The 21,514-nt window shown below is 50.6% G+C and carries 16 protein-coding genes; 3 read left to right on the top strand and 13 right to left on the bottom strand.

Annotated features, from left to right (window positions below):
- Together R3177_RS14795 and guaB are read right to left on the bottom strand one after the other, a co-directional pair.
- The coding region (locus R3177_RS14795; protein WP_413229048.1) for a glutamine amidotransferase-related protein at positions 1-152 on the bottom strand (152 nt) is incomplete at its 3' end.
- A 56-nt stretch (positions 153-208) separates the two neighbouring features.
- On the bottom strand, positions 209-1,678 hold the full coding sequence (gene guaB / locus R3177_RS00005) for an IMP dehydrogenase (RefSeq protein WP_318968983.1): 1,470 nt from the start codon (positions 1,676-1,678) through the stop codon (positions 209-211).
- Between the two features lie 153 nt (positions 1,679-1,831).
- Here guaB and xseA point away from each other — a divergent pair, with 153 nt between their 5' ends.
- Positions 1,832-3,163 carry an exodeoxyribonuclease VII large subunit gene (gene xseA / locus R3177_RS00010; RefSeq protein ID WP_413229049.1) on the top strand — a complete coding sequence of 444 codons (1,332 nt, stop codon included), beginning with the start codon at positions 1,832-1,834 and terminating at the stop codon, positions 3,161-3,163.
- A gap of 212 nt (positions 3,164-3,375) precedes the next feature.
- Here the strand turns inward: xseA and R3177_RS00015 are convergent, their stop codons facing one another.
- On the bottom strand, positions 3,376-5,472 hold the full coding sequence (locus tag R3177_RS00015) for a TonB-dependent siderophore receptor (protein ID WP_318968985.1): 2,097 nt from the start codon (positions 5,470-5,472) through the stop codon (positions 3,376-3,378).
- A 298-nt stretch (positions 5,473-5,770) separates the two neighbouring features.
- Between R3177_RS00015 and R3177_RS00020 the strand changes: the two genes are divergently transcribed.
- On the top strand, positions 5,771-6,343 hold the full coding sequence (locus R3177_RS00020; RefSeq protein ID WP_318968986.1) for a gamma-glutamylcyclotransferase: 573 nt from the start codon (positions 5,771-5,773) through the stop codon (positions 6,341-6,343).
- A 19-nt stretch (positions 6,344-6,362) separates the two neighbouring features.
- Positions 6,363-7,043, top strand: a complete 681-nt coding sequence (locus R3177_RS00025; protein WP_318968987.1) for a hypothetical protein — start codon at positions 6,363-6,365, stop codon at positions 7,041-7,043.
- Positions 7,044-7,083: 40 nt separating this feature from the next.
- Here R3177_RS00025 and R3177_RS00030 read toward each other — a convergent pair whose 3' ends face one another.
- From R3177_RS00030 to ispG, 10 genes are all read right to left on the bottom strand, one after another.
- Complete coding sequence (locus R3177_RS00030) at positions 7,084-7,608, bottom strand: DUF2795 domain-containing protein (RefSeq protein ID WP_318968988.1); 525 nt, start codon at positions 7,606-7,608, stop codon at positions 7,084-7,086.
- 1 nt (position 7,609) lies between these two features.
- Positions 7,610-8,605 carry a DUF2795 domain-containing protein gene (locus tag R3177_RS00035; RefSeq protein ID WP_318968989.1) on the bottom strand — a complete coding sequence of 332 codons (996 nt, stop codon included), beginning with the start codon at positions 8,603-8,605 and terminating at the stop codon, positions 7,610-7,612.
- A 270-nt stretch (positions 8,606-8,875) separates the two neighbouring features.
- Positions 8,876-12,004 carry an efflux RND transporter permease subunit gene (locus R3177_RS00040; protein ID WP_318968990.1) on the bottom strand — a complete coding sequence of 1,043 codons (3,129 nt, stop codon included), beginning with the start codon at positions 12,002-12,004 and terminating at the stop codon, positions 8,876-8,878.
- A 3-nt stretch (positions 12,005-12,007) separates the two neighbouring features.
- Entirely contained in the window at positions 12,008-13,150 is a 1,143-nt protein-coding gene (locus tag R3177_RS00045) for an efflux RND transporter periplasmic adaptor subunit (protein ID WP_318968991.1), read from the bottom strand.
- Positions 13,151-13,296: 146 nt separating this feature from the next.
- Positions 13,297-15,552 carry an arginine/lysine/ornithine decarboxylase gene (locus R3177_RS00050; protein ID WP_318968992.1) on the bottom strand — a complete coding sequence of 752 codons (2,256 nt, stop codon included), beginning with the start codon at positions 15,550-15,552 and terminating at the stop codon, positions 13,297-13,299.
- 16 nt (positions 15,553-15,568) lie between these two features.
- Positions 15,569-17,050 (bottom strand): ribosome biogenesis GTPase Der, encoded by a 1,482-nt coding sequence (gene der / locus R3177_RS00055; RefSeq protein ID WP_318968993.1) that lies wholly within the window; start codon positions 17,048-17,050, stop codon positions 15,569-15,571.
- A 72-nt stretch (positions 17,051-17,122) separates the two neighbouring features.
- Positions 17,123-18,298 carry an outer membrane protein assembly factor BamB gene (gene bamB, locus R3177_RS00060; RefSeq protein WP_318968994.1) on the bottom strand — a complete coding sequence of 392 codons (1,176 nt, stop codon included), beginning with the start codon at positions 18,296-18,298 and terminating at the stop codon, positions 17,123-17,125.
- A gap of 12 nt (positions 18,299-18,310) precedes the next feature.
- On the bottom strand, positions 18,311-18,940 hold the full coding sequence (locus tag R3177_RS00065; RefSeq protein ID WP_318968995.1) for a tetratricopeptide repeat protein: 630 nt from the start codon (positions 18,938-18,940) through the stop codon (positions 18,311-18,313).
- A gap of 111 nt (positions 18,941-19,051) precedes the next feature.
- On the bottom strand, positions 19,052-20,326 hold the full coding sequence (gene hisS, locus R3177_RS00070) for a histidine--tRNA ligase (RefSeq protein WP_318968996.1): 1,275 nt from the start codon (positions 20,324-20,326) through the stop codon (positions 19,052-19,054).
- Between the two features lie 75 nt (positions 20,327-20,401).
- Entirely contained in the window at positions 20,402-21,514 is a 1,113-nt protein-coding gene (gene ispG / locus R3177_RS00075; protein ID WP_318968997.1) for a flavodoxin-dependent (E)-4-hydroxy-3-methylbut-2-enyl-diphosphate synthase, read from the bottom strand.

Genomic DNA, 21,514 nt, shown 5'->3' on the forward strand with positions numbered 1-21,514 from the left:
GGGTTAAATTCGCGAATTTGCTCGTCACTGACATCCCAGGCCCATAATTCACAATAGACGCCAATTTCCCGCACCCGGCGGGCGATAAGCTGGGTGTACTGCGAACCAAAATCCAGAATTAAAATACGATGGTGGTGAATGTTCTTGCTCATAACAACCTTTGCAAAATAAGGCGGCGGGCCAGGCCCGCCGCGTAAACTTAATGTTGTCAGCCTAACCGGTAGTTAGGCGCTTCCTTGGTAATCTGCACATCATGTACGTGCGACTCACCCATACCGGCGGCGGTAACCTTGACAAATTCTGGTTTGGTACGCAGGGTCGTCATATCCGGGCTACCGGTTAACCCCATGGCAGAGCGCAGGCCACCCATTTGCTGATGAATAATATTTTCAATCGGGCCTTTGTAGGCCACGCGGCCCTCAATGCCTTCCGGAACCAGTTTCTCGGCATTGTTACTGCCCTGGAAATAACGATCTGACGAGCCGTTACGCTGCGCCATTGCACCGAGTGAGCCCATGCCACGGTAAGATTTATAGTAACGGCCCTGGTACAGCTCTACTTCGCCCGGGGCTTCTTCGGTTCCGGCAAACATTGAGCCCACCATGACGCAGTGCGCTCCGGCAACCAGAGCTTTGGCCACATCGCCGGAGAAACGGATACCACCATCGGCGATAATGCAAACGTCAGTGCCTTTCACGCCTTCTACCGCATCCGAAATGGCAGTAATTTGCGGCACGCCACAACCGGTAACAATCCGGGTGGTACAAATTGAGCCCGGGCCAATGCCGACTTTAACAGCATTAGCACCGGCATCGGCCAGCGCTTTAGCGCCTTCTGCCGTAGCGACGTTACCGGCGACAATTTGTAAATCGGGGTATTGGGCGCGGGTTTGTTTCACCCGGTCGATAACGCCCTGTGAATGGCCATGTGAGGTGTCAATTAACAGAATATCGACGCCGGCTTCCACTAAGGCGGCGATGCGCTCGTCGGTGCCCGGACCAACACCGACAGCGGCGCCCACCCGCAGCCGGCCTAATTCGTCTTTACAGGCATTGGGCTTACTGGCGGCTTTATAGTAGTCGCGCACAGTAATCAGGCCTTTTAATTTAAAGTTGTCATCGACCACCAGCACTTTTTCAATCCGGTGCTCGTGCATCAGTTTAAAAGCCTGTTCACGCGGGGCATTTTCGTTAACAGTAACCAGCCGCTCGCGCGGGGTCATTACCGAGGTGACTTTGGCCTGCAAATCGGCTTCAAAGCTCATATCCCGGCCGGTAACAATACCTACCAGGTTCTGCTCTTTATCCAGTACCGGAAAGCCGGAAAAGCCATGCTGCTGCGCCAACGCCTGCACTTCGCGCACTGTCATACCGGCAGAGGCAGTTACCGGATCAGAGACCACACCGCTTTCGAACTTTTTCACCTTACGAACATTAGCGGCCTGCTCTTCAATGGTCATATTCTTATGAATAAAACCCAGACCACCTTCCTGCGCCAGCGCAATCGCTAAGCGGGCTTCGGTTACCGTGTCCATAGAGGCCGATACCATAGGAATATTCAGCGTGATGCTTTTGGTCAGTTGAGTGCGTAAATCCGCAGTATGGGGTAAAACGGTAGAGTGCGCCGGTACCAGTAACACATCGTCAAAGGTAAGGGCTTCTTTCTTGATCCTGAGCATTGCAACAATCTCGCTGTGAAGGATGAAAAGATAGGGAATGTTGCGGCGCAATTTTAAAGGATTTATGGCGACAGAACAATCAGTTTTTTCTTTTTGTGTTAACAGTGGGCCTTGGCGTAAACTAGCATTAAAGCAGTTAATTGTAGGCTAATGATGCAAAACCCCGATATTTATACCGTTTCCCGTTTAAACAGCGAAGTCAGGCTGATTCTGGAGCTACAGTTTCAGCGGTTGTGGCTGGTGGGCGAGGTATCTAATTTCGTGCAGGCCGCATCAGGCCACTGGTATTTTTCATTAAAAGACCAGGCCGCGCAGGTAAAGGTAGCGATGTTTAAACAGGCTAACCGCAATGCCTCGGTAAAACCGCAAAACGGCCAGCAGGTATTAATCCGGGCAAGGATCAGCGTGTACGAGCCGCGCGGTGAGTATCAGCTGTTAGCGGAAATGATCGAGCCGGCGGGTGATGGTTTGCTTAAGCAGCAATACGAGCAGTTAAAAGCCCGCTTGCAGGCCGAGGGGTTATTTGACGAAGCACGCAAAAAGCCGCTGCCGGCGCATATTAACCGGGTCGGGGTAATTACCTCGCCCACCGGTGCGGCCATCCGCGATATTGTCAGTGTATTAGGGCGCCGCGCGCCGGCTATTGAAGTGATAATATACCCCTGCCTGGTCCAGGGCGAACAGGCGGCCGGCCAGCTTCGGCAGATGCTGAGCACCGCGATTCGGCGCAGTGAAGTGGATGTACTGATTATCGGCCGCGGCGGCGGTTCGCTGGAAGATTTATGGTGTTTTAATGATGAGCAACTGGCCCGTGCTGTGGCGCAGTGCCCTATTCCGATTGTCAGTGCGGTCGGCCATGAAATTGATTTTGCGCTAACCGACTTTGTTGCCGATGTGCGCGCCCCTACCCCGTCGGCTGCAGCAGAGCTGGTATCGCCCGATCAAAGCCATTTACTGGAGCGTCTGCGCCGGCTGCACAGCGCGTTAGTGCAAGCGCAGCGTAGCCAGTTAAACCGCTTAAAGCCAGACCTGAAGCAACTGGAGCAACGGCTGTTAGCACTGCACCCAAAACGGCGCTTACAACAACAGCAACAACGCTTAGACGAGCTGCAGCTGCGCTTGAACCGGGTGATTAGCCAGCAGCTTAGTAATGCCAAACGCCAGCAGCAGTATTTACAGCAAAGCCTGCAGCACTTATCCCCAGCCAAAGCGATTAAGCAGCAGCACGAACAATTACAACAACTACAACAACGGCTGCAACGCGGTATCAGCCAGCAGCTAAAACAGCAGCAGCAAACCCTTGGCCGCTTAAGCAACCAGCTAAACACCGTAAGCCCGCTAGCAACCTTAGCGCGCGGTTACAGTATTACCTTTGATGACAAACAACAGGTGCTAACCTCCAGCCGCCAGCTAAAAGCCGGGGATAAGGTAGCAATTAAACTGGCAGAAGGTGGTTTTGATGCCGAGGTAAAAAAGCTGAATTGAGGTTCATCATTTTGATTTCTGCGGGCTAAGCTTAACGATCATGATAATGAGGAAGTGATTCAGCATCCTGAACATTCTGCAGAAACTAAAACCGGCCCAGCGACTGTTGCAGCCGCGGTTACTGATAGGTTTATATGAAACGACAAAAAACATCATAGAAAAAGGCCGGTATTTGATACCGGCCTTTAGCAAAGTACGCCAGTTAAACGTTATTAAAACGATCCAACCAGACTCAGCATGGCGTTAATAGGCGCGCCCACTGTTGCCTGATGCGTCGAGTGCGCATTCGGGAAGTACAGCTCGTCTGTCAGGTTTTCAATATGCAGCTGCAACCGAAGGTTGTGAGAAATATCATAGTATGCATAGGCGTCAACCCGGGTATAGCTTGGCAGCACCGCGCTATTGCTGCTATTGATAAAGCTTTCACCCTGGTAAGTGGCACCAATACCGACACCAAACGCATCATTTACCTGATAACTGCTCCAGACTGAAAAGGTGTTCTCAGGCAGTTCAGCCGGGGTGTTGCCGGTAGGGCCGCTGCGATTAACAATTTCACCTTCCATATAACTGTAATTTGCTGATACTGACCAGTCGCTGGTCAGCTGACCACTGAACTGCAGCTCGAAACCAGAAATTTCTGAGTCAATCACATCCAGGGTCGCCGGATCGTTATCCGCTACCTGCGGTGAGCTTTGTTCATTTTCAAACAACGCCGCCGTGAAGCTCAGCCCTTTGGCAAAATCCCATTTAATACCCAATTCCTGGTTTTTAAACGTATCAGGGTCTAACTGATTATTGCTGCCATTAATATCGGCATACTGCTCACCACTGCGGGGCAGAAATGATTCACTGTAGCTGGCATAAACAGAAACGTTCTGCTGTGGTTTATAAATAACGCCGGCGCGGGGAGAGATTTGCTCATCGGTACGAGTTCTGTTTTCCTGCACTGACGGCAGGGCATTAAAGACTTCGATGTCAAACCGGTCAAAACGGGCACCCAGCACCAGTTGCAGTTTTTCTGACAGCTTTATTTCATCCTGCAGATAAAATGAAAACACATCCAGATTAACCCGGGTGTCATCATTTAGATCGCTGAAGGTGGCAGTAACAACCTGGCCGTCAGCATTAAGACCGGTTAAAGCACGGAAATTTAATGGCCGCTGCACATTAAATGTCTCGCGGTCATCCATGTTGGAATCAAATACCGGATTAAAACGGTTCTGATCAGAATCAGTCTGGATAAATTCAGTACCAACAATCACAGTATGGCCAACCCGGCCTGTGTCAAATTCGCTGATAAGATTGCCTGACAGGATCAGATTCTGCCGTAAGGTATTATCGACATAACCGTCCAGCTGAACGGTATTATTGCTCTGATTATAGCCACTGGCATAGAAATTAGAGTAGACCTTATCATAATCGCCATAATGGGCACTGAGGTTACCCTTCATCGTATCCGTGAAACGGTGTTCCAGCGCGGCTCTGAATACATGTGCCTGTAGCTCATGATAATTATTTTCAGGATCGGCAAACACGATATCTTTTAACGCGGCCACTGGCTTGCCATCGCTGCCGGTTGGAATACCACGGTCAATAAAGCGCTGATGATCAACATATTCATAAGACAAATCGACAGCGGTATCTGAGCTTAATTCAATTCTTGCTGTTGGGTTAAAGCCGTAACGATCGCCATCGTAGAAGTCACGATGATTATCAAGTTGTTCAACCATCGCATTAATACGCACTGCAGAGGTGTCGCTGGTAGCAAAATTAGTGTCAATTTCCGCATTGATACCACCAAAAGTATTCAGCTGGCCTTTGTAGCCGGTAAATGCCTGACCAAGCTGCGCTTTTTTCGATACCCGGTTTAAGATGCCGCCGGTGCCGCCCCGCCCGAATAATAACGCATTAGGCCCCCGCAAAATTTCCACTTGCTCAATATTGTACAGAGCGCGGTAGTACTGAACATCGTCACGGTTGCCATCAATATAAAAGTCAGCGGTTGAGCGGACGCCGCGAAATACTACTGAATCGCGATGGCCCTCGCCCTGTGAAGTATTTACGCCGGGGGTGTAGTCAATAATCTCGCCGATACTGGTATAGCCGCGCTCAGTGATTTGCTCGGCAGTGATGATTGATAAGCTTTGCGGCACGTCAATGATCGGAGTCGGTGTCTTTACCGAATTTGATTCATTAATAGACAGGTATTGCCCTTCAACAACGATTCTTTCTACGTCCTTAATATCCTGAGCTACGGCGGTGTTGCTTAAGATCACCGCAGCAGCAATGCTCGTTAGTTTGAATTTCAATTTACATTCTCCACATCTTTAATTGCGTTTTTATGATTCTGAGGTATCGCTGATGTCGGCCAGACCGGAAAGTATCTCTGCTGTCCCGGTGTTGAGGTGCCAACCCGTTTTTATTTGCGGCAATGGTAATACGAATAGTTATTAATTGCACGCTCATTGCGGAAATTTTTTGTCTGAAATAAGAATTAGTCTTGATTGCCAGCAGTAACCGGCTGATTATTTCGTCGCCGGCCAGGAACTTGATAAGATGCTGCCTGATTAATAACAATGCATCTGCATCAGGTAGTGGCAAAAACTCATGTCCCACAATACCATCACAATAAACCAAAAGCGGCAGCCACTGGACCACCTGCAATCGGTCTGGTTATTCGGCTATGGCTCGTTAATTTATAAAGCTGATTTCCCTTTTCTCAAGCGTAAGCCCGCTTGTATTTATGGCTGGCAGCGCCGCTTCTGGCAGGGCTCGCATGATCATCGCGGTACGCCGGAGGCACCGGGGCGGGTGCTGACGCTGACAGAAGCAACGGGCGAACGCTGCGCCGGTATGGCCTATCAGGTTACGCCTGATACCTTTGAGCATCTGGACCACCGTGAGAAAAATGGTTACCTGCGGGTATTTACTGAACTGCACTGGCTGGACGAACCGGGCCGGCAGGAGGGCCTGGTGTATTTAGCCGGCGCTGATAATGACGCTTATCTGGGGCCGGCCAGTGACGAGGCAATCGCTGCTCATATTGCTGCAAGCACAGGGCCCAGTGGCCCTAACAGTGAATACTTACTAAAACTGGCTGAGGCGCTGCGGCAAATGAATGAGCATGATGAGCATGTATTTGCAATCGAGCGCGAGCTGCTAAAATTAGTAAATCGGTAAGCTAGCGGAACTGCAGAGGATGTCAGACTCAACAGGTCAGGTATCAAAAAAAGATATCGTTACGGCACTTTTAGATAACTATGGCGAAACCTACGCACAGGAGCTGTCTGTCAAGCTGGAGAAGGGTACGCCGGCACCGCTGTTTCAGTGGTTATGTGCCTGCGTGCTTTTCAGTGCCAGAATCAGTAACGATATAGCCAAAGATGCGCTGCGGGCGCTTAAAAAAAGCGGCTGGACCACCGCAGATAAAATGGCGAAGAGCAACTGGAAGGACCGGGTAAAAACCCTGAATGACGCTGGTTACGCCCGTTTTGACGAGCGCACAGCCACGATGTTGGGTGACGTTGCAAACGCCATGCAGGAACACTACAACGGTGATTTACGTAAACTACGTAAGGCAGCGGATCGCGACCCGCAACAGCAGCGCAAGCTGCTGAAGAAATTTAAAGGCTTAGGCGATACCGGCGTTGATATTTTTATGCGGGAAGTGCAAGCAATCTGGCAAGAAATTGCACCTTTTGCTGATAAAAAAGCGCTGAAAGCTGCCGGAAAATTAGAGTTAGCAGACGATGCCGAGCAACTGGCAGAGCTGGTCAGCGATAATAACGAATTAGCAAAGCTATGCACCGCGCTGGTCCGGCTGGACTTCTCAGGTGACTATGATGAGCTGAGAGAAAAAGCACGGAATGGCGGTTCCTGAGCAATGGCGGCAGATAACCATTATTCTCTGTGCGACTTAATCACGATACCCGGCCAAATTCTTTGGCGACGTCTTTCATGCTGTGATAGGTCTTGTCGCTGAACTGCTTGATAATGGCCATTTGCTCATCATTGGCGTTATCACGGGCAAATTGTTTAAGCTCATCGCCACTGGCCGGAAAATCGATACCGGCAAAAACGCTGGCAATATTGGCTGCCGATGCCACTTCCATCGCCCGGGCGCCGCCTTTTTTACTGGGCTGATCGTCCGGTTTTTCCTGATGGCTGCGCAGACCGCCAAAGGCCCTGCTAACCTCTGCTGCGTCACGGTATTGCTGCTCAGGCAGCGACTTGATAATCTCAGCAATGTCGCCGGCACGCTCATCATTGTTATCAATGGCGTCTAACAGCTCATCGCGGGAAGCCGGAAACTCAATGCCTTTCAGGGCTTTTTCAAGATCGGCGGCAGAAATGGCCTGCTTTGGGTGGGACGTCAGCATATGCCGCTCCAGCCTGGATTTCTGCTCAAAGGTGGCATCGCAAATATCACATGAAAACTGAGCCATATTATCTTACCTCCCCAACTGCTTTTTCCAGATCGGCCATCGTTTTGAACTTACGCTCAGGCAGCTCATTTAATACCTCAAGAATGTCATCACTGGCATCATGTTCTTCGGCAAACTCCACCACTTCGTCTTTATTTCTGGGAAAATCAATGCCTTTCAGCGCCTTTGCAATGCCGGCTGCGGAAGCACTGTCCAATGCTGCTTTACCACCACGCCGGCCGCCCTTGCTGGGATCACCACGTGGCTCTTTCGGCTCAAGCTTAAAGTCAGGCGTGGTAAACTTGCCGTCTTCAATTGAGGCACCGGGCCAGTTTTTTGGTTTTAATCCCAGAGTGTCAAAAAGTGCAGGCTTGCCACTGATGTCAGCTTCGGTTTCAGCCAAATCATCGTGGGCCCCAATTAATAACAATTGGGCATTTTCGTAATCCAGCAGCCTGGTATCGCTGATATCAATCCAGCGTTTGTCAGCAAATTTTTCTTTCAGCTGTTGCGGATAGTCAGGTTTCTGATCGGGAAAACCCGGGGCATCAATATCAGGGTTTTTGACCGAAATAACAAAACTGGCCTCGGCTAATATCCCAAGCTCTTTTTGAGCTTTGCCCGGTTTATCAGGCTGATGCAGCCGGTAGGCCAGCCTTGTGCTGTCATGGTGTTCAAATATCACGTAGCGGCCAGCGCCGGCCGGAATCGCTTCACCCTGTTGCCGTTCGCCTTCGGTTGAGGTGTCATATTCTAACGGACCAAGCTCGTTGCCAATCTCTGTTGGGCTGGCCGTCAGGTAATTCATCATCCATTCTCTTTGGGTCGATTTGGCTGAGCCGTCGCTGATGTCTGGCAGGCGCTTTTTGCCGATAACAAATAGCCGCGCCTTATCATCGTTATCTGCCACCATCACCAGATAAAAGCGTTGCACATCATCAATGCTGTTAACCTGTTCGCTGTCAATTTTGCTGCGGTAGAAAAAATAAATATCGCCCTGTTCAAGGTTTGCTGTCATAACGCTGACCTCCTGCTGGCATCAGTCAGAATGTGGGTTCGTGCTGTTAAAACACGGCTTCGTTAATAGCAAAACAGCATTCAATAAACATACCAGAACGAACAGAACAAACCGCAGGGTGATAAATCCATTAAAGCGCTGCAGAGCGGGCAAAGCAGGAGCCCGCCCTTGAAAAGACAGAACGCCGGTAACGCCGATGCGTGTATTATGAAAATATTGCCACCTTAAAGCATTTTTTACCGGTGGCAATCAAAGGGTGTCATCGCGCGATTAGGGGCGGCCGGCCTCTGCCTGCTGTTTTAACGAGACTTTTTGCCTGCGCCGCCGAAACAGGTTTTTAAGATCTTCCAGGATCAGATAGAAGCAAGGTACCAGGATCAACGTAATTAAGGTGGCGAACAGCACCGCAAAACTCAGCGATATTGCCATTGGAATAACAAACTGTGCTTGCAGGCTGGTTTCAAACATTATTGGCACTAAGCCAAAGAAGGTGGTTAGTGACGTTAACAAGATAGCCCGAAAGCGCATACTGCCGGCAGAGATAATACTGTCTCTTAATGATAAACCTCTGTCCCGGGCCTGGTTAACATAATCGGTAAACACCAGACTGTCGTTAATGACTACCCCAGCCGCGGCAATCATGCCGAAGAAGGAGAACAGCGACAAGTCAAAGCCAAGGAAGAAGTGTGCCCATAATGCCCCTGTCATGCCAAATGGGATCACTGACATAATGATCACCGGCTGACTGTAGCTTTTCAGCGGAATCGCCAACAGGATATAAACCAACAGCAAACCGGCTATCATATACAACAACATTTGGTTGCGTTGTTTTTGCTGCTCTTCTATCTGCCCACCCAGTTCCGATTTAACCCCGGGAAACCGTTCCAGTAAATCTGGCATAATATCGGTTTTTACCAGCTTCACTACCTCAGACGTTGTCACCTGCTGTTGATCAACACTGGCTTCAATCCGCACATTTCTGAAACCGGCCTCGCGGTTAATCCGTGAAATTCCGGGTGACTCGGTAATATCAGCAACATCACCCAGCATCACAAAGTCTCCGCTGGGCAGTTTCAGGCGGGTGCGCTGAAGCGACGCCACCTGTTGCCGTTGTTCTTTCGGATACCGCACCATAACCCGCACTTCATCACCGTCGCGGATCATTCGCTGCGCTTCTATACCATAAAAACTGTAACCCACCTGCTGCGCCAGCCAGGTAGGTGTTAAACCCAGCTGATGGGCCAGCGGCTTTAATTCCAGGTTAAGCTCTTTGCTGCCTGAATCGATGCTGGAGCCTAAGTCATAAACACCGGGTATATTGCTTAATTCGCTGATTAGCGCATGGCCGGCCGCGTTTAGCTGATCTATGTCGGTACCGTACAAACGATAGCCCAGTTCCCGCTGCTCGCCGCCACTGAATAAATCATCCCTGACCTGAATTGTTCGCACCCCGGCCAGTTCAGGTAAGCTTTCCCGCCAGCGGCGCCCCAGTTCAAAGGCTTTAATAGGCCGCTCTTCTTCGTCCACCAGCGTGACTAACACGGTACCACTGGTCTGATTGTTCAGCCAGGCCATCACATGTTTGATCATCGGTTTGCCGCTTTGCTCTAACACCAACGTTTCCTGCTGATAAACAAGTTGCTCAAGCTGTTGCAGAATCGCCAGGCTTTGCTGCTCAGAGGCGTTCTGATGCATTTCGAAGCGTATTTCCGGATAGTCATGCGGTACAGGCGGGGTCATTACCGTACGGATATGGTTGGCAGAAATTAAGCCAAAGCCGCTGAGCAGGATGCCAAAAAACACCCCCAAAGTGGCATAACGATGCGCCATGCAAGCTTGCAAAAACGGTTGATAGCGCCCTTCAATAAAGCTCTGAAAGCCCTTGTTAAAACGCATACGCCAGCCATTTTCCGGCACCGGTTTTAATTTCGCATGCGCTAAATGAGCTGGCAATATCAGTTTTGATTCAACCAGGCTGAAAAACAAACAACACACGACCACAATAGAAATAACTTTAAATTCATTGGCCTCTATACTATTGCCCAGCATAAACGGAGCGAATACCGCCATGGTAGTTAATACACCAAAGGTTGCCGGGGTGGCTACCCGCTGCGCGCCGCGGATAATATTGTCAATACTATGGCCTTGCAGCTCAGTTTCATGATAAGCACTTTCGCCTATAACAATAGCGTCATCGACGACAATACCGAGCACCATAATAAACGCGAATAAACTGATAATATTGATAGTGACACCGGCGAAAGGCATCAGCCAGATAGCCCCCAGAAAGGCAATGGGTAAACCGAGCATAACCCAGAAAGCGACTTTGAAGCGTAAAAACAGCATCAGCATTAAAAACACCAGTACCGCCCCCTGCAGCAGGTTGCTCCACATCATATTCAAACGGCCATTCAGGTAATATGTCATATCGACCAGGCTGTGCAGCTGGTAGTCACCCTGCAATTGCTTATTTTTAAACTCAACATATTGTTGTACGCTGGCAGCAACATCAGGCAACGACTGCGTTGCTGAGGCTTTCACTGCCATAAATGCTGCCGGTTTGCCGTCGTAACGCATATAGTTAATACGCTCTTCAAAACCGTCATAGATGTTAGCGATATCAGCCAACCGGATCTGTTCGCCCTGCGGCCCGGTTATTATGGGCAGCGCGGCAAATTCATCAGCCCGATAGGCCCGCTGTTCAGAGCGGATGGTAATCATGCCGGCGTCAGCGCGGATCATCCCGGCAGATACATTGTCAGAATGCTGCGCAATCGCCCTGCTGATATCCTGTAAACTGATGTTGTAACGCTCAAGTGTCGCCGGCTCAATTTCAATACCTATTTCCCAGGCCGGCATTGCATCAAAATCAACAAAACTAATATTCTCCAGTTGCAGCAATTCGTTCTTGATTTGCCGTCCCATTGCTTTTAGCGCCAGTTGATCCTCAGTTCCGGTCAGCACCAGATTTACCGCGTCCTGGCGCCACTCCACCTGATAAATTGTTAGCGGCTCCATCGCGCTGGGGAAGGTACTGATGGCATCCATTTTCAGTTTTACCTGATCCAGCCGGGATGAAATATCGGTGCCGGGCACCAGCTCAATACTGACCCGGCCACCACCGCGCCAGGCATTGCTGCGATAACGCTTAATACCTTCAATATCGGTCAGGGCTTCTTCAATTTTAATCAGGATGCCTTCTTCAATTTCCTGAGGCGCAGCGCCGCGAAAAGTGGCATTAACATGAATATAATTGACTTCTACTGAGGGAAACATTTGCCGCTGCATGGTGGCATAGGTAACCAGCCCCATAACGACAATAAAAACCATCAGCAAATTAGCGGCAACGCTGTTACGGGCAAACCAGGCAATAATGCCTTTATCAGGATTATAAGGCATGATTTACTCCGCTTTTACCAGCTCACTGTCGCTTTGTGCCGTGCGCACCACCATACCCGGCTGCGGGAAATTGGGTACCGTTAAGATAAGCTGCTGACCATCAGTTAGCCCGGCTTTGACATAAGCTGATTTACCAATCTGGCGGATAACTTCGACCTCTTGCTGAGCCATGGTCATATCCGGTTGCAACAGCCAGACTTTACCGTCGGATAATGCGTCTTGCGGAATGGTGTAAAGCTTATCTTCAACCCGCCCGGCCAGACGCACTTCAACATATTGGCCAAACCGGATCACCGGTTGCTGGCTTCGCACCGCATAAGGGTCGTCAAGTTGCACCACCAGATGGCTCATTCGGGTCTGGCTGTCAACCACTCCCAAATCACGTACCACTTTAGCTTCGCGACTAAACTGATCAGTTCTCAGCTGAGCCGGTATACCTGCGCGCTCTGCAGGTAAATAAGCCAGATCGAAACTGGCAACAGGGACATACAACTCTGCCTGCTCTACGCTGTAGAGTTCGCCTAACGCAGTGCCAGTGCTTACCACCTGCCCTAAGCCAATATTGCGATTGACCACCAGGGCATCGTAAGGGGCGGTAATTCGGGTTCGCTCTAAATCACGTTGCGCTTTCTGCAGGGATGCCTGAGCCGATTTTAACGCCGCTTCTGCACTTAGCAGCTGAGGCTGGCGCAATGCCAGAGCGGTTATTTGATCACGGGACAAATGCCTTAATTCCTGCTCTGCCACCCGGGCTTGCGCCTGCTCCTGTGAAAGCGCCGATTCGGCACTGGCAACGGCCGCCTGCGCGCTGAGTAAGGCAACCTGATAATCGGAATCATCCAGTTGTACCAGCACCGTGCCTTTGGCAACAACGCCACCGGCGATAAAGTTCGGATCTAAATTGATAACCCGTCCCGACACTTCAGGTGTTAAGGTGGTTTTCTCTTTGGGTTTCACTTCTGCCCAGAGTTGCAGCTCGAAACGATGCGGCTGGGCCTGCAATGTTTGTGTAACGACCAGCGGGGCCAGCGATCCTGACTTATCTTTTTGCAGTGGGGGGGTCGCTGTAGCCTGTATCGCAATAAATACCCCTATTGCCAACCCGAATACGCCTGCCGCAAACAGCCCTTTTTGCCAAGTTTTCATTAATCCGTTCCCACATTGCCGGTAAGCTCTTACCTTAGCAAAGGCTACGTAAAAAGACAGCGGGAAACTGTTAGCAAATATGAACTACTACAGCAGAGAAAGGGATTGCATAGTTTTGGCTATCCAATCCCGGTAACTGGTTGCGGTTACTCTTTTACTACATCGATAAAATACTGCGTCTCACCGGCGATAGTTTCCCGTACCAGACCATGAACGTCGGTTTCAAAGCCCGGGAACTGGCCGTTGAAGGCCCGGGTAAACTTCAGGTAATTGACAATAGTCGGGTTAAAGCGCTCACCGGGCACCATTAGCGGTATACCTGGTGGGTAGGGTGTTACCAGCATGGCGGTAACCCGGCCGGTAATATCGTCAATCGATACCCGTTCAATTTCCCGGTGCGCCATTTTAGCCCAGGCGTCTGCCGGGGTCATGGCCGTTTCAATGGTTGACAGATACATTTCAGTAGTCACTTTCGCCACGTCGAACTGCCGGTAAATATTGTGAATTTGCAGACACAGATCGCGCAGACCCACTTTTTCATAACGCGGGTTTTTAGCCACAAACTCGGGCATCACCCGCCACATCGGCAGGTTCTGATCATAGTCGTCTTTAAACTGCTGCAGCTCAGTGACCATTGAATTCCAGCGGCCTTTGGTAATGCCGATGGTAAACATGATAAAGAACGAGTAGAGCCCGGTTTTTTCAATAATGATGCCATGCTCAGCCAGATATTTACTGACGATGGTAGCCGGTATGCCCTGCTCGTCAAACTGCCCCAGCATATTCAGGCCCGGGGTGATAATGGTCGCTTTAATCGGGTCAAGGATATTAAAACCCGACTCTATCGGCCCGAAACCATGCCAGCTGTCAGTGGCGTGCAACACCCAGTTATCCCGTTCGCCAATACCTTCATCCGGCAAATTCTCAGGGCCCCAGACTTTAAACCACCAGTCGTCATCCCCAAATTCGGCATCCACTTTGCGCATGGCACGGCGAAAATCCATCGCTTCAAACAAACTTTCTTCCACCAGGGAAGTGCCACCCGGCGGTTCCATCATCGCAGCAGCGACATCACAACTGGCGATAATGGCATACTGTGGGCTGGTGGAACTGTGCATTAAATACGACTCGTTAAAGCGATGCGTATCTAAATTACGGTTAGTGGCGTTTTGCACCAGAATTTGCGACGCCTGCGATAAGCCGGCCAGTAACTTATGGGTAGACTGTGTCGCAAATACCAGGGTTTCATCAGAGCGGGGGCGGTCTTTACCAATGGCATGCATATTTTTGTAAAAATCGTGAAAGCTGGCATGTGGCAACCAGGCTTCATCAAAATGCAGCGTGTCGATGCTTGATCCCAGCTGCTGTTTGATTTCCTCGACATTATACAAAATACCATCATAGGTACTCTGGGTTAACGTTAAAATACGCGGCTTTTTGTTTTTAGCATTACGGGCAAAGGGGTTAGCTTCTATTTTTTTAGCAATGGCCTCGGCTGAAAACTCCGCTTTCGGAATAGGGCCAATAATGCCGTAATGGTTACGCGTTGGCATTAAGAATACCGGAATAGCCCCGGTCATAATAATCGAGTGTAAAATCGACTTATGGCAATTGCGGTCGACGACTACGATATCGCCCGGCGCCACCACGGAGTGCCAGACCATTTTATTCGAGGTCGAGGTACCGTTGGTGACAAAAAACAAATGGTCGGCATTAAAAATGCGGGCAGCGTTTTGCTCGCTTTGTGCCACCGGTCCGGTGTGATCTAATAACTGGCCTAATTCATCAACCGAATTACAGACATCGGCCCGCAGCATATTTTCGCCGAAGAACTGATGAAACATCTGGCCAACCGGGCTCTTTAAAAAAGCCACGCCACCAGAGTGGCCCGGGCAGTGCCAGGAATAAGAGCCGTCAGAGGCATAATCCATTAACGCATTAAAAAACGGTGGCGCTAACGCGTCCAGATATTTCTGGGCTTCACGGATAATGTGGCGGGCGACAAATTCCGGTGTATCTTCAAACATATGAATAAACCCATGCAGCTCACGCAGCACATCGTTCGGAATATGCCGGCTGGTGCGGGTTTCACCGTACAAAAATATCGGAATGTCGGCATTGCGCTTACGCACTTCTTTAACAAAGGCCCGAAGCTCGGTCAGCGCGGTGTTAACATCGGCATCGCTGCCACTGCCAAATTCCTCATCGTCTATTGATAAAATAAAGCACGAGGCACGGCTGGCCTGCTGGGCAAAGGCCGTTAAATCAACATAACTGGTGTAGCCAACCACTTCAAAGCCATGACTACCAATGGCCTGGGCTAAGTCACGAATACCTGAGCCGGAAATATTTTCTGAACGGAAATCTTCATCAATTACAATAACCGGAAAACGAAATTTCATCAGTCAGTCCTTGCTGTTAATCTTTTTTTGCCACTTTCTGGCGGGCTTTCATTAACCGCTCACGCTTGTATTTCTGCAGCGCGGTTTCGGTATTTTTCTTGGTTGGGGTAAAGGGGTTTTCCCCTTCACGAAACTCAACCCGAACCGGCGTTCCCATCATTTGCAACGCCTTACGATAATAGTTCATCAGATAGCGTTTGTAAGAATCCGGTAAGTCTTTTACCTGATTACCGTGAATAACAATAATCGGTGGATTATAGCCACCGGCATGGGCATATTTCAGTTTTACCCTGCGACCATGCACCATAGGCGGCTGGTGATCTTCCTGCGCCATTTTCATAATGCGGGTAAGCAGTGAGGTACTGACCCGCTTAGTGGCGGAATCAAACGCTTCTTCGACGGACTCAAATAAGTTACCGACGCCTGAACCATGCAGGGCCGAGATAAAATGCAAGCGGGCAAAATCAATAAAACCTAAGCGGCGGTCAAGTTCGCGCTTCACCTCATCTTTAATACTGTCATCAAGGCCATCCCATTTATTGACGGCGATCACCAGCGAGCGGCCGGCATTTAAGGCAAAGCCAAGAATACTCAGGTCCTGATCAGAAATGCCCTGACGGGCGTCCAGCACCAGCAACACCACGTTTGCTTCTTCGATGGCCTGCAGGGTTTTGATGACTGAAAATTTTTCGACCATGTCATCAATTTTACCGCGCCGGCGCACCCCGGCTGTGTCAATCAGGGTGTAGTTGCGCTCGTTGCGCTGCATCGGAATAAATACGGAGTCACGGGTGGTGCCGGGCATATCGAATACCACCACGCGCTCTTCGCCGAGGATCCGGTTAGTCAGCGTAGATTTACCGACATTGGGCCGGCCGACAATTGCCAGCTTAATATGTTCGCTGCGAAGCCTAGCGGCTTCTGCATCCGCCTGCTCTTCCGTCAGGGTTTCCAGCGCCGGACCGGCAGCCGCAGCCTCGCCCTGGGCCACGGTATTAACCTTATCCGCCAGAAATGGCAGTAATGCATGTTGCAACAATGCTGAAACACCACGACCATGAGCAGCGGCTATCGGATATACCTCCCCCACTCCCAGACTATAAAAATCGGCGATAGCGGTGTCAGCATCAAGTCCATCGGTTTTATTCGCTACCAGAAATACCGGCTTTTCCACCCGGCGGATATGCGCTGCAATGGCGCTGTCACCGACGGTTGCACCGGCCCGGGCGTCTACCATAAACAGCACCACATCGGCCTCAGCAATGGCTTTAAGTGACTGCTCCGCCATTTCCACCTCAATGCCCTGCTCATTACCGTCAATACCACCGGTATCAACCACAATAAACTCCAGGCCGTCAAAATTGACCGAGCCGTATTTGCGATCCCGCGTTAAACCGGGAAAGTCTGCAACCAAAGCATCGCGGGTGCGGGTTAAGCGATTAAACAGTGTGGATTTGCCGACATTGGCGCGCCCCACCAGGGCCACTACAGGTAACATTCAGTCAACCTCAAAAATAAGAAAACAGGCCCAATCAGGCCTGTTCCTTCAGTTATTTGCCTAGAGTACCGGTTAAGGTACTTGTAATAAGACTAGCTCACCATTGCGGCTTGTCACTAACAGATAGTCATCAGTTGCCACCGCCTCGCGGTAAAAACCCGAACTGTCGAAGCTTTGCCGGGCAACAAATTCACCCGTCTCACGGTTCAACCAGTGCAGATTACCTTTAGCATCCCCGACTACCAGATACTCTTTATAAACCGTCGGTCCGGTTAAAAAATGGCGCTGTAAACCCTGCTGGCCCCAGACTTCACTGCCGTTACGCCGGTCTACTGCGTAAATGCCGCCGGTAGAGTCAACCAGATAAAGAATATTGCCAGCAACCGCCATATTACGGAAACTGGCATAGTCACGTTTCCAGATCTGGCGTCCACTGCGCAGTTCCATCGCAACCAACTCACCATTGTAGGCAATCGTATATATGGTACCGGCAATAACGATAGGCTTGGCGTCAACGTCAACCAAACGGGATAAATCGGTACTGCCTTGTGGCACAGCAATAACTTCTTCCCAGGCCTGATAGCCCCGTTCAGCGATCAATACCCCAACCCGGCCTGTACCACTACCGTAAATCACGCCACCGGCCTCAATGACCGGCTCACTGACGCCACGAATGGTCAACGGCGGCTGCTCATCTTCAAACAACCAACGCTGCTCGCCGTTGTCTGCATCCAGTGCGACCAGGGTGCCGGCAGTCGTCGCGATCACAACCAAACCTTCGCCAACTGCCGGGCTGGCAATAACTTCACCTTGCACCGGAGCCCGCCATAACAATTCGCCATTTGCCGCATTCAAGGCAAAGACTTCACCATCTTCCGTACCCAGGTACAATTTGCCATTGGCGAAGGTGACGCCACCAGCGATGCGGGCGGTTTCACCAGTAAACCGGGCCAGCAAAGAGGATTCTCCTTCATTGCGTAAATCAAAGCTCCATAAGGTACGCCCGTTACTGAGATTTTTAGCCACCACAATACCATTTCGGCTTGCGGCATACACTTTGTCGCCAACAATAGCCGGTTTTAAACCTGACTCGTAATGAGCAACTCCGTTACCCACCTTGCTTTGCCAGACTTTATCCGGGTCAATACTGTTCTGTACGTCCGGCAACACCAGCTTCTCCTTGCTGGAACAGGCAGTTAGCGCCAGCGCCACGACCAGAGCCGCCGTAATTCTTCCAAATAATTTCACGCCTACCCCTTGTTAACTGGCTGTAATATGTGCCAATTCATCCAGTTTTACCTGTAATAACGGCTGGCTTTGTTCACTGCTGGCTAACGCTTGCAAATAGGCTGCTTTCGCTTGCGCCAACTCACCGGTTAACTGTAAAACATCGCCTCTTAATTCAGCCTGCTGGGCTGCGAAGCTGGCAGGTACCGGCTGTTGCAATGTTGCCAGGGCATCAGCATAGTTACCTTGCTCACGTTGCACCCGTGCCAGCCGTAACTGGGCAATAGCCTGGATAGGCGCTTGCTCTGCGTTAAGCATAACCCAGTTTAAATGTTCAGTGGCCAGCGAAAGTTGCTGACTGTCGATTGCTTCGCGGGCGGCCAGCAGCGCAGCAAAAACGGCATAACTGGTATCGCTTTGGGCATCGATAAATCCCTGGGCACTGGCCAGCCAGTCACTGCCCTCAACTTGCTGCTGCTCCAGTAACTGGCTGTACTGTGCCGAGACCTGCTCAGCTTGTGCACGTTGCTCTGCCTGAAAATAGCGCCAGCCGTACAAACCGGCTAAACCAATTACCACGCCGCCCAAAATGGCCTTACCGTAGTCATTCCAAAAGCGTTTGATGGCTTCAACCTGCTGTTCTTCGCTGCTGTAAATTTCCAATGTTACTACTCCGTAATATCCTGCTACTTCGGTTTCGTACCGGCTGCCACCGGCTTACTTGTTGTCTGCCGCGGCCCGTACTGTTTTACTGTTCGTTATCTATCGCTGCTATTAAAAAACGCTAACCAGTGACCGTGCTAAGTCTGCCAGCGTCAAAGTTTGTTGTGGTTTATCCTGGCGCAGCCACTTCAGGGTGATTTCACCACGCGCCAGTTCATCAGCGCCCAGAATTAAGCCCAGCTCAGCCCCTGACTTATCAGCCCGTTTCATCTGCTTTTTCAGGTTGCCGCCGCCGCAATGCAAGATAACACGTTTTGGCGCTAACTCGCTACGCAGCTGTTCGGCAATCGCAATAGCGGCAAGTTCCGCGGTTTCTCCTATTGGCATCAGATAAATATCCGCAGTTGTCTCAGGCAGATTAACCAGCTGCAGCGTTTGCAGCAATAACACCAGCCGCTCCATGCCAAGCGCAAAGCCCACAGCCGGGGTTGCTTTCCCACCAAGCTGCTCTACCAGGCCATCATAACGGCCGCCGGCACACACTGTACCCTGTGCTCCCAGTTCGGTGGTGACCCACTCGAACACCGTTTTATTGTAATAATCCAGGCCACGTACCAGAGTCGGGTTCACGGTATAAGTAATACCCGCGGCATCGAGCCGGCGTTTTAACTGGTTAAAATGCTCAGCAGAGTCGGCATCAAGATAATCAGCTAACTGCGGCGCATCGGCTAAAACCTCAGCTAATGCCGGATTTTTACTGTCCAACACCCGCAGTGGATTACTGTGCATCCGGCGTAGACTGTCTTCGTCTAACTGCGATTTATGCTGCTCCAGATAGGCTACCAGCGCATCACGGTAGATTGCACGGGCTTCGTTGGAGCCCAGCGAGTTCAACTGCAGGCTGACATAAGGTGCCAGCCCCAGTTGCTGCCACAGATTCGCTGTCAACATAATCACTTCGGCATCAATATCACTGGTGGCAATACCAAAAGCTTCCAGACCGAACTGGTGAAACTGGCGGTAACGGCCTTTTTGTGGCCGCTCATGCCGGAACATTGGCCCCATATACCAAAGCCGTTGCTCCTGGTTATAAAGCAGGCCGTGCTCATTACCTGCCCGGACACAACAAGCCGTGCCTTCGGGACGCAGGGTCAGACTGTCGCCATTGCGATCAGCAAAGGTGTACATTTCTTTTTCAACGATATCGGTTACTTCGCCGATAGAGCGCTTGAACAGCTCCGTCATTTCGACGATAGGAAAGCGGATCTCGCTGTAGCCGAAGCGGGCCACGGTACTGCGCAATACCTGCTCAAGATGCTGCCATAACGGCGTATCCTGAGGCAGGCAATCGTTCATGCCACGTATTGCCTGAATATTTTTTGCCAAAATTAAATTCTCACTGCCATGCTAAAACCGGCCGATTATACGTTGGATGGTTAATATCACCAAACCACCGTAATATTAATCCAGTTGCTTAATACCTATCAGCTGCTCCCGGGCCACCAGATACTGGCGAACCTGCTGTTCCAGCTGCTCTGCGATGTTGTTATTGTCCAGCCGCAGTTTCTGGCGCTGGCCATTTAAATAAAAGCCACTTTTGCGATTCGCGCCCGCAACGCCTAAATCTGAAATCAGGGCTTCACCGGGACCATTGACCACACAGCCAATCACTGACACGGTTAATGGCTCGACAATGTCTTCCAGTCGCTGCTCCAGTTCATTCATGGTTTTGATAACATCAAACTCCTGCCTTGAGCAGCTGGGGCAGGCGATAAAGTTAATACCGCGCTGGCGGATACGCAGTGACTTTAAAATATCAAATGCCACTTTCACTTCTTCCACCGGATCGGCCGCTAATGAGATGCGTAACGTATCGCCTATACCTTCCGCCAGCAGCATTCCCAGACCAATCGCGGATTTAACTGCACCGGCTCTAGCACCACCGGCTTCAGTAATGCCCAGATGCAGTGGTTGTTTAATCTGTTTGGCCAGTAACCGGTATGCGCCCACCGCCAGAAACACATCAGAGGCTTTAACACTGACTTTAAACTGATCAAAATTCAGCCGGTCCAGAATGTCAACATGACGCATCGCTGATTCCACCAGCGCTTCGGGGGTCGGTTCTGTGTACTTCTCCTGAATATCAGCTTCCAGAGAGCCACCATTTACGCCTATCCGGATAGGAATATTATGATCCCGGGCACTGTCGACCACGGCACGGATCCGATCTTCCCGTCCAATGTTGCCCGGGTTTATCCGCAAACAGTCAGCACCATATTCCGCCACTTTCAACGCGATACGATAGTCAAAATGAATATCAGCCACCAGTGGAATCGTGGCCTGCTGTTTAATCAGCTTAAATGCTTCTGCCGCTTCCATGGTAGGCACAGAAACTCTTACCAGGTCTGCTCCGGCATCAGCGATGGCTTTAATCTGTGCCAGTGTCGCCGCCACATCGGTAGTTCGGGTGTTGGTCATAGATTGCACGGCAATGGGCGCATCACCACCGATGGCAACAGTACCTACGTGGATTTGCGTACTCGGGCGCCGGGTAATAGGATTGTCAGCAAACAT

Origin of the sequence: Arsukibacterium sp. (assembly GCF_033722355.1) — a bacterium.
Classification (GTDB): Bacteria; Pseudomonadota; Gammaproteobacteria; order Enterobacterales; family Alteromonadaceae; genus Alishewanella.

Excerpts from the sequence above, each read along its gene's own strand:
- guaB (WP_318968983.1), bottom strand. The coding sequence starts at position 1,678 with ATGCTCAGGATCAAGAAAGAAGCCCTTACCTTTGACGATGTGTTACTG.
- xseA (WP_413229049.1), top strand. The coding sequence starts at position 1,832 with ATGCAAAACCCCGATATTTATACCGTTTCCCGTTTAAACAGCGAAGTC.
- R3177_RS00020 (WP_318968986.1), top strand. The coding sequence starts at position 5,771 with ATGTCCCACAATACCATCACAATAAACCAAAAGCGGCAGCCACTGGAC.
- R3177_RS00025 (WP_318968987.1), top strand. The coding sequence starts at position 6,363 with ATGTCAGACTCAACAGGTCAGGTATCAAAAAAAGATATCGTTACGGCA.
- R3177_RS00030 (WP_318968988.1), bottom strand. The coding sequence starts at position 7,608 with ATGGCTCAGTTTTCATGTGATATTTGCGATGCCACCTTTGAGCAGAAA.
- R3177_RS00035 (WP_318968989.1), bottom strand. The coding sequence starts at position 8,605 with ATGACAGCAAACCTTGAACAGGGCGATATTTATTTTTTCTACCGCAGC.
- R3177_RS00040 (WP_318968990.1), bottom strand. The coding sequence starts at position 12,004 with ATGCCTTATAATCCTGATAAAGGCATTATTGCCTGGTTTGCCCGTAAC.
- R3177_RS00045 (WP_318968991.1), bottom strand. The coding sequence starts at position 13,150 with ATGAAAACTTGGCAAAAAGGGCTGTTTGCGGCAGGCGTATTCGGGTTG.
- R3177_RS00050 (WP_318968992.1), bottom strand. The coding sequence starts at position 15,552 with ATGAAATTTCGTTTTCCGGTTATTGTAATTGATGAAGATTTCCGTTCA.
- der (WP_318968993.1), bottom strand. The coding sequence starts at position 17,050 with ATGTTACCTGTAGTGGCCCTGGTGGGGCGCGCCAATGTCGGCAAATCC.
- ispG (WP_318968997.1), bottom strand. The coding sequence starts at position 21,514 with ATGTTTGCTGACAATCCTATTACCCGGCGCCCGAGTACGCAAATCCAC.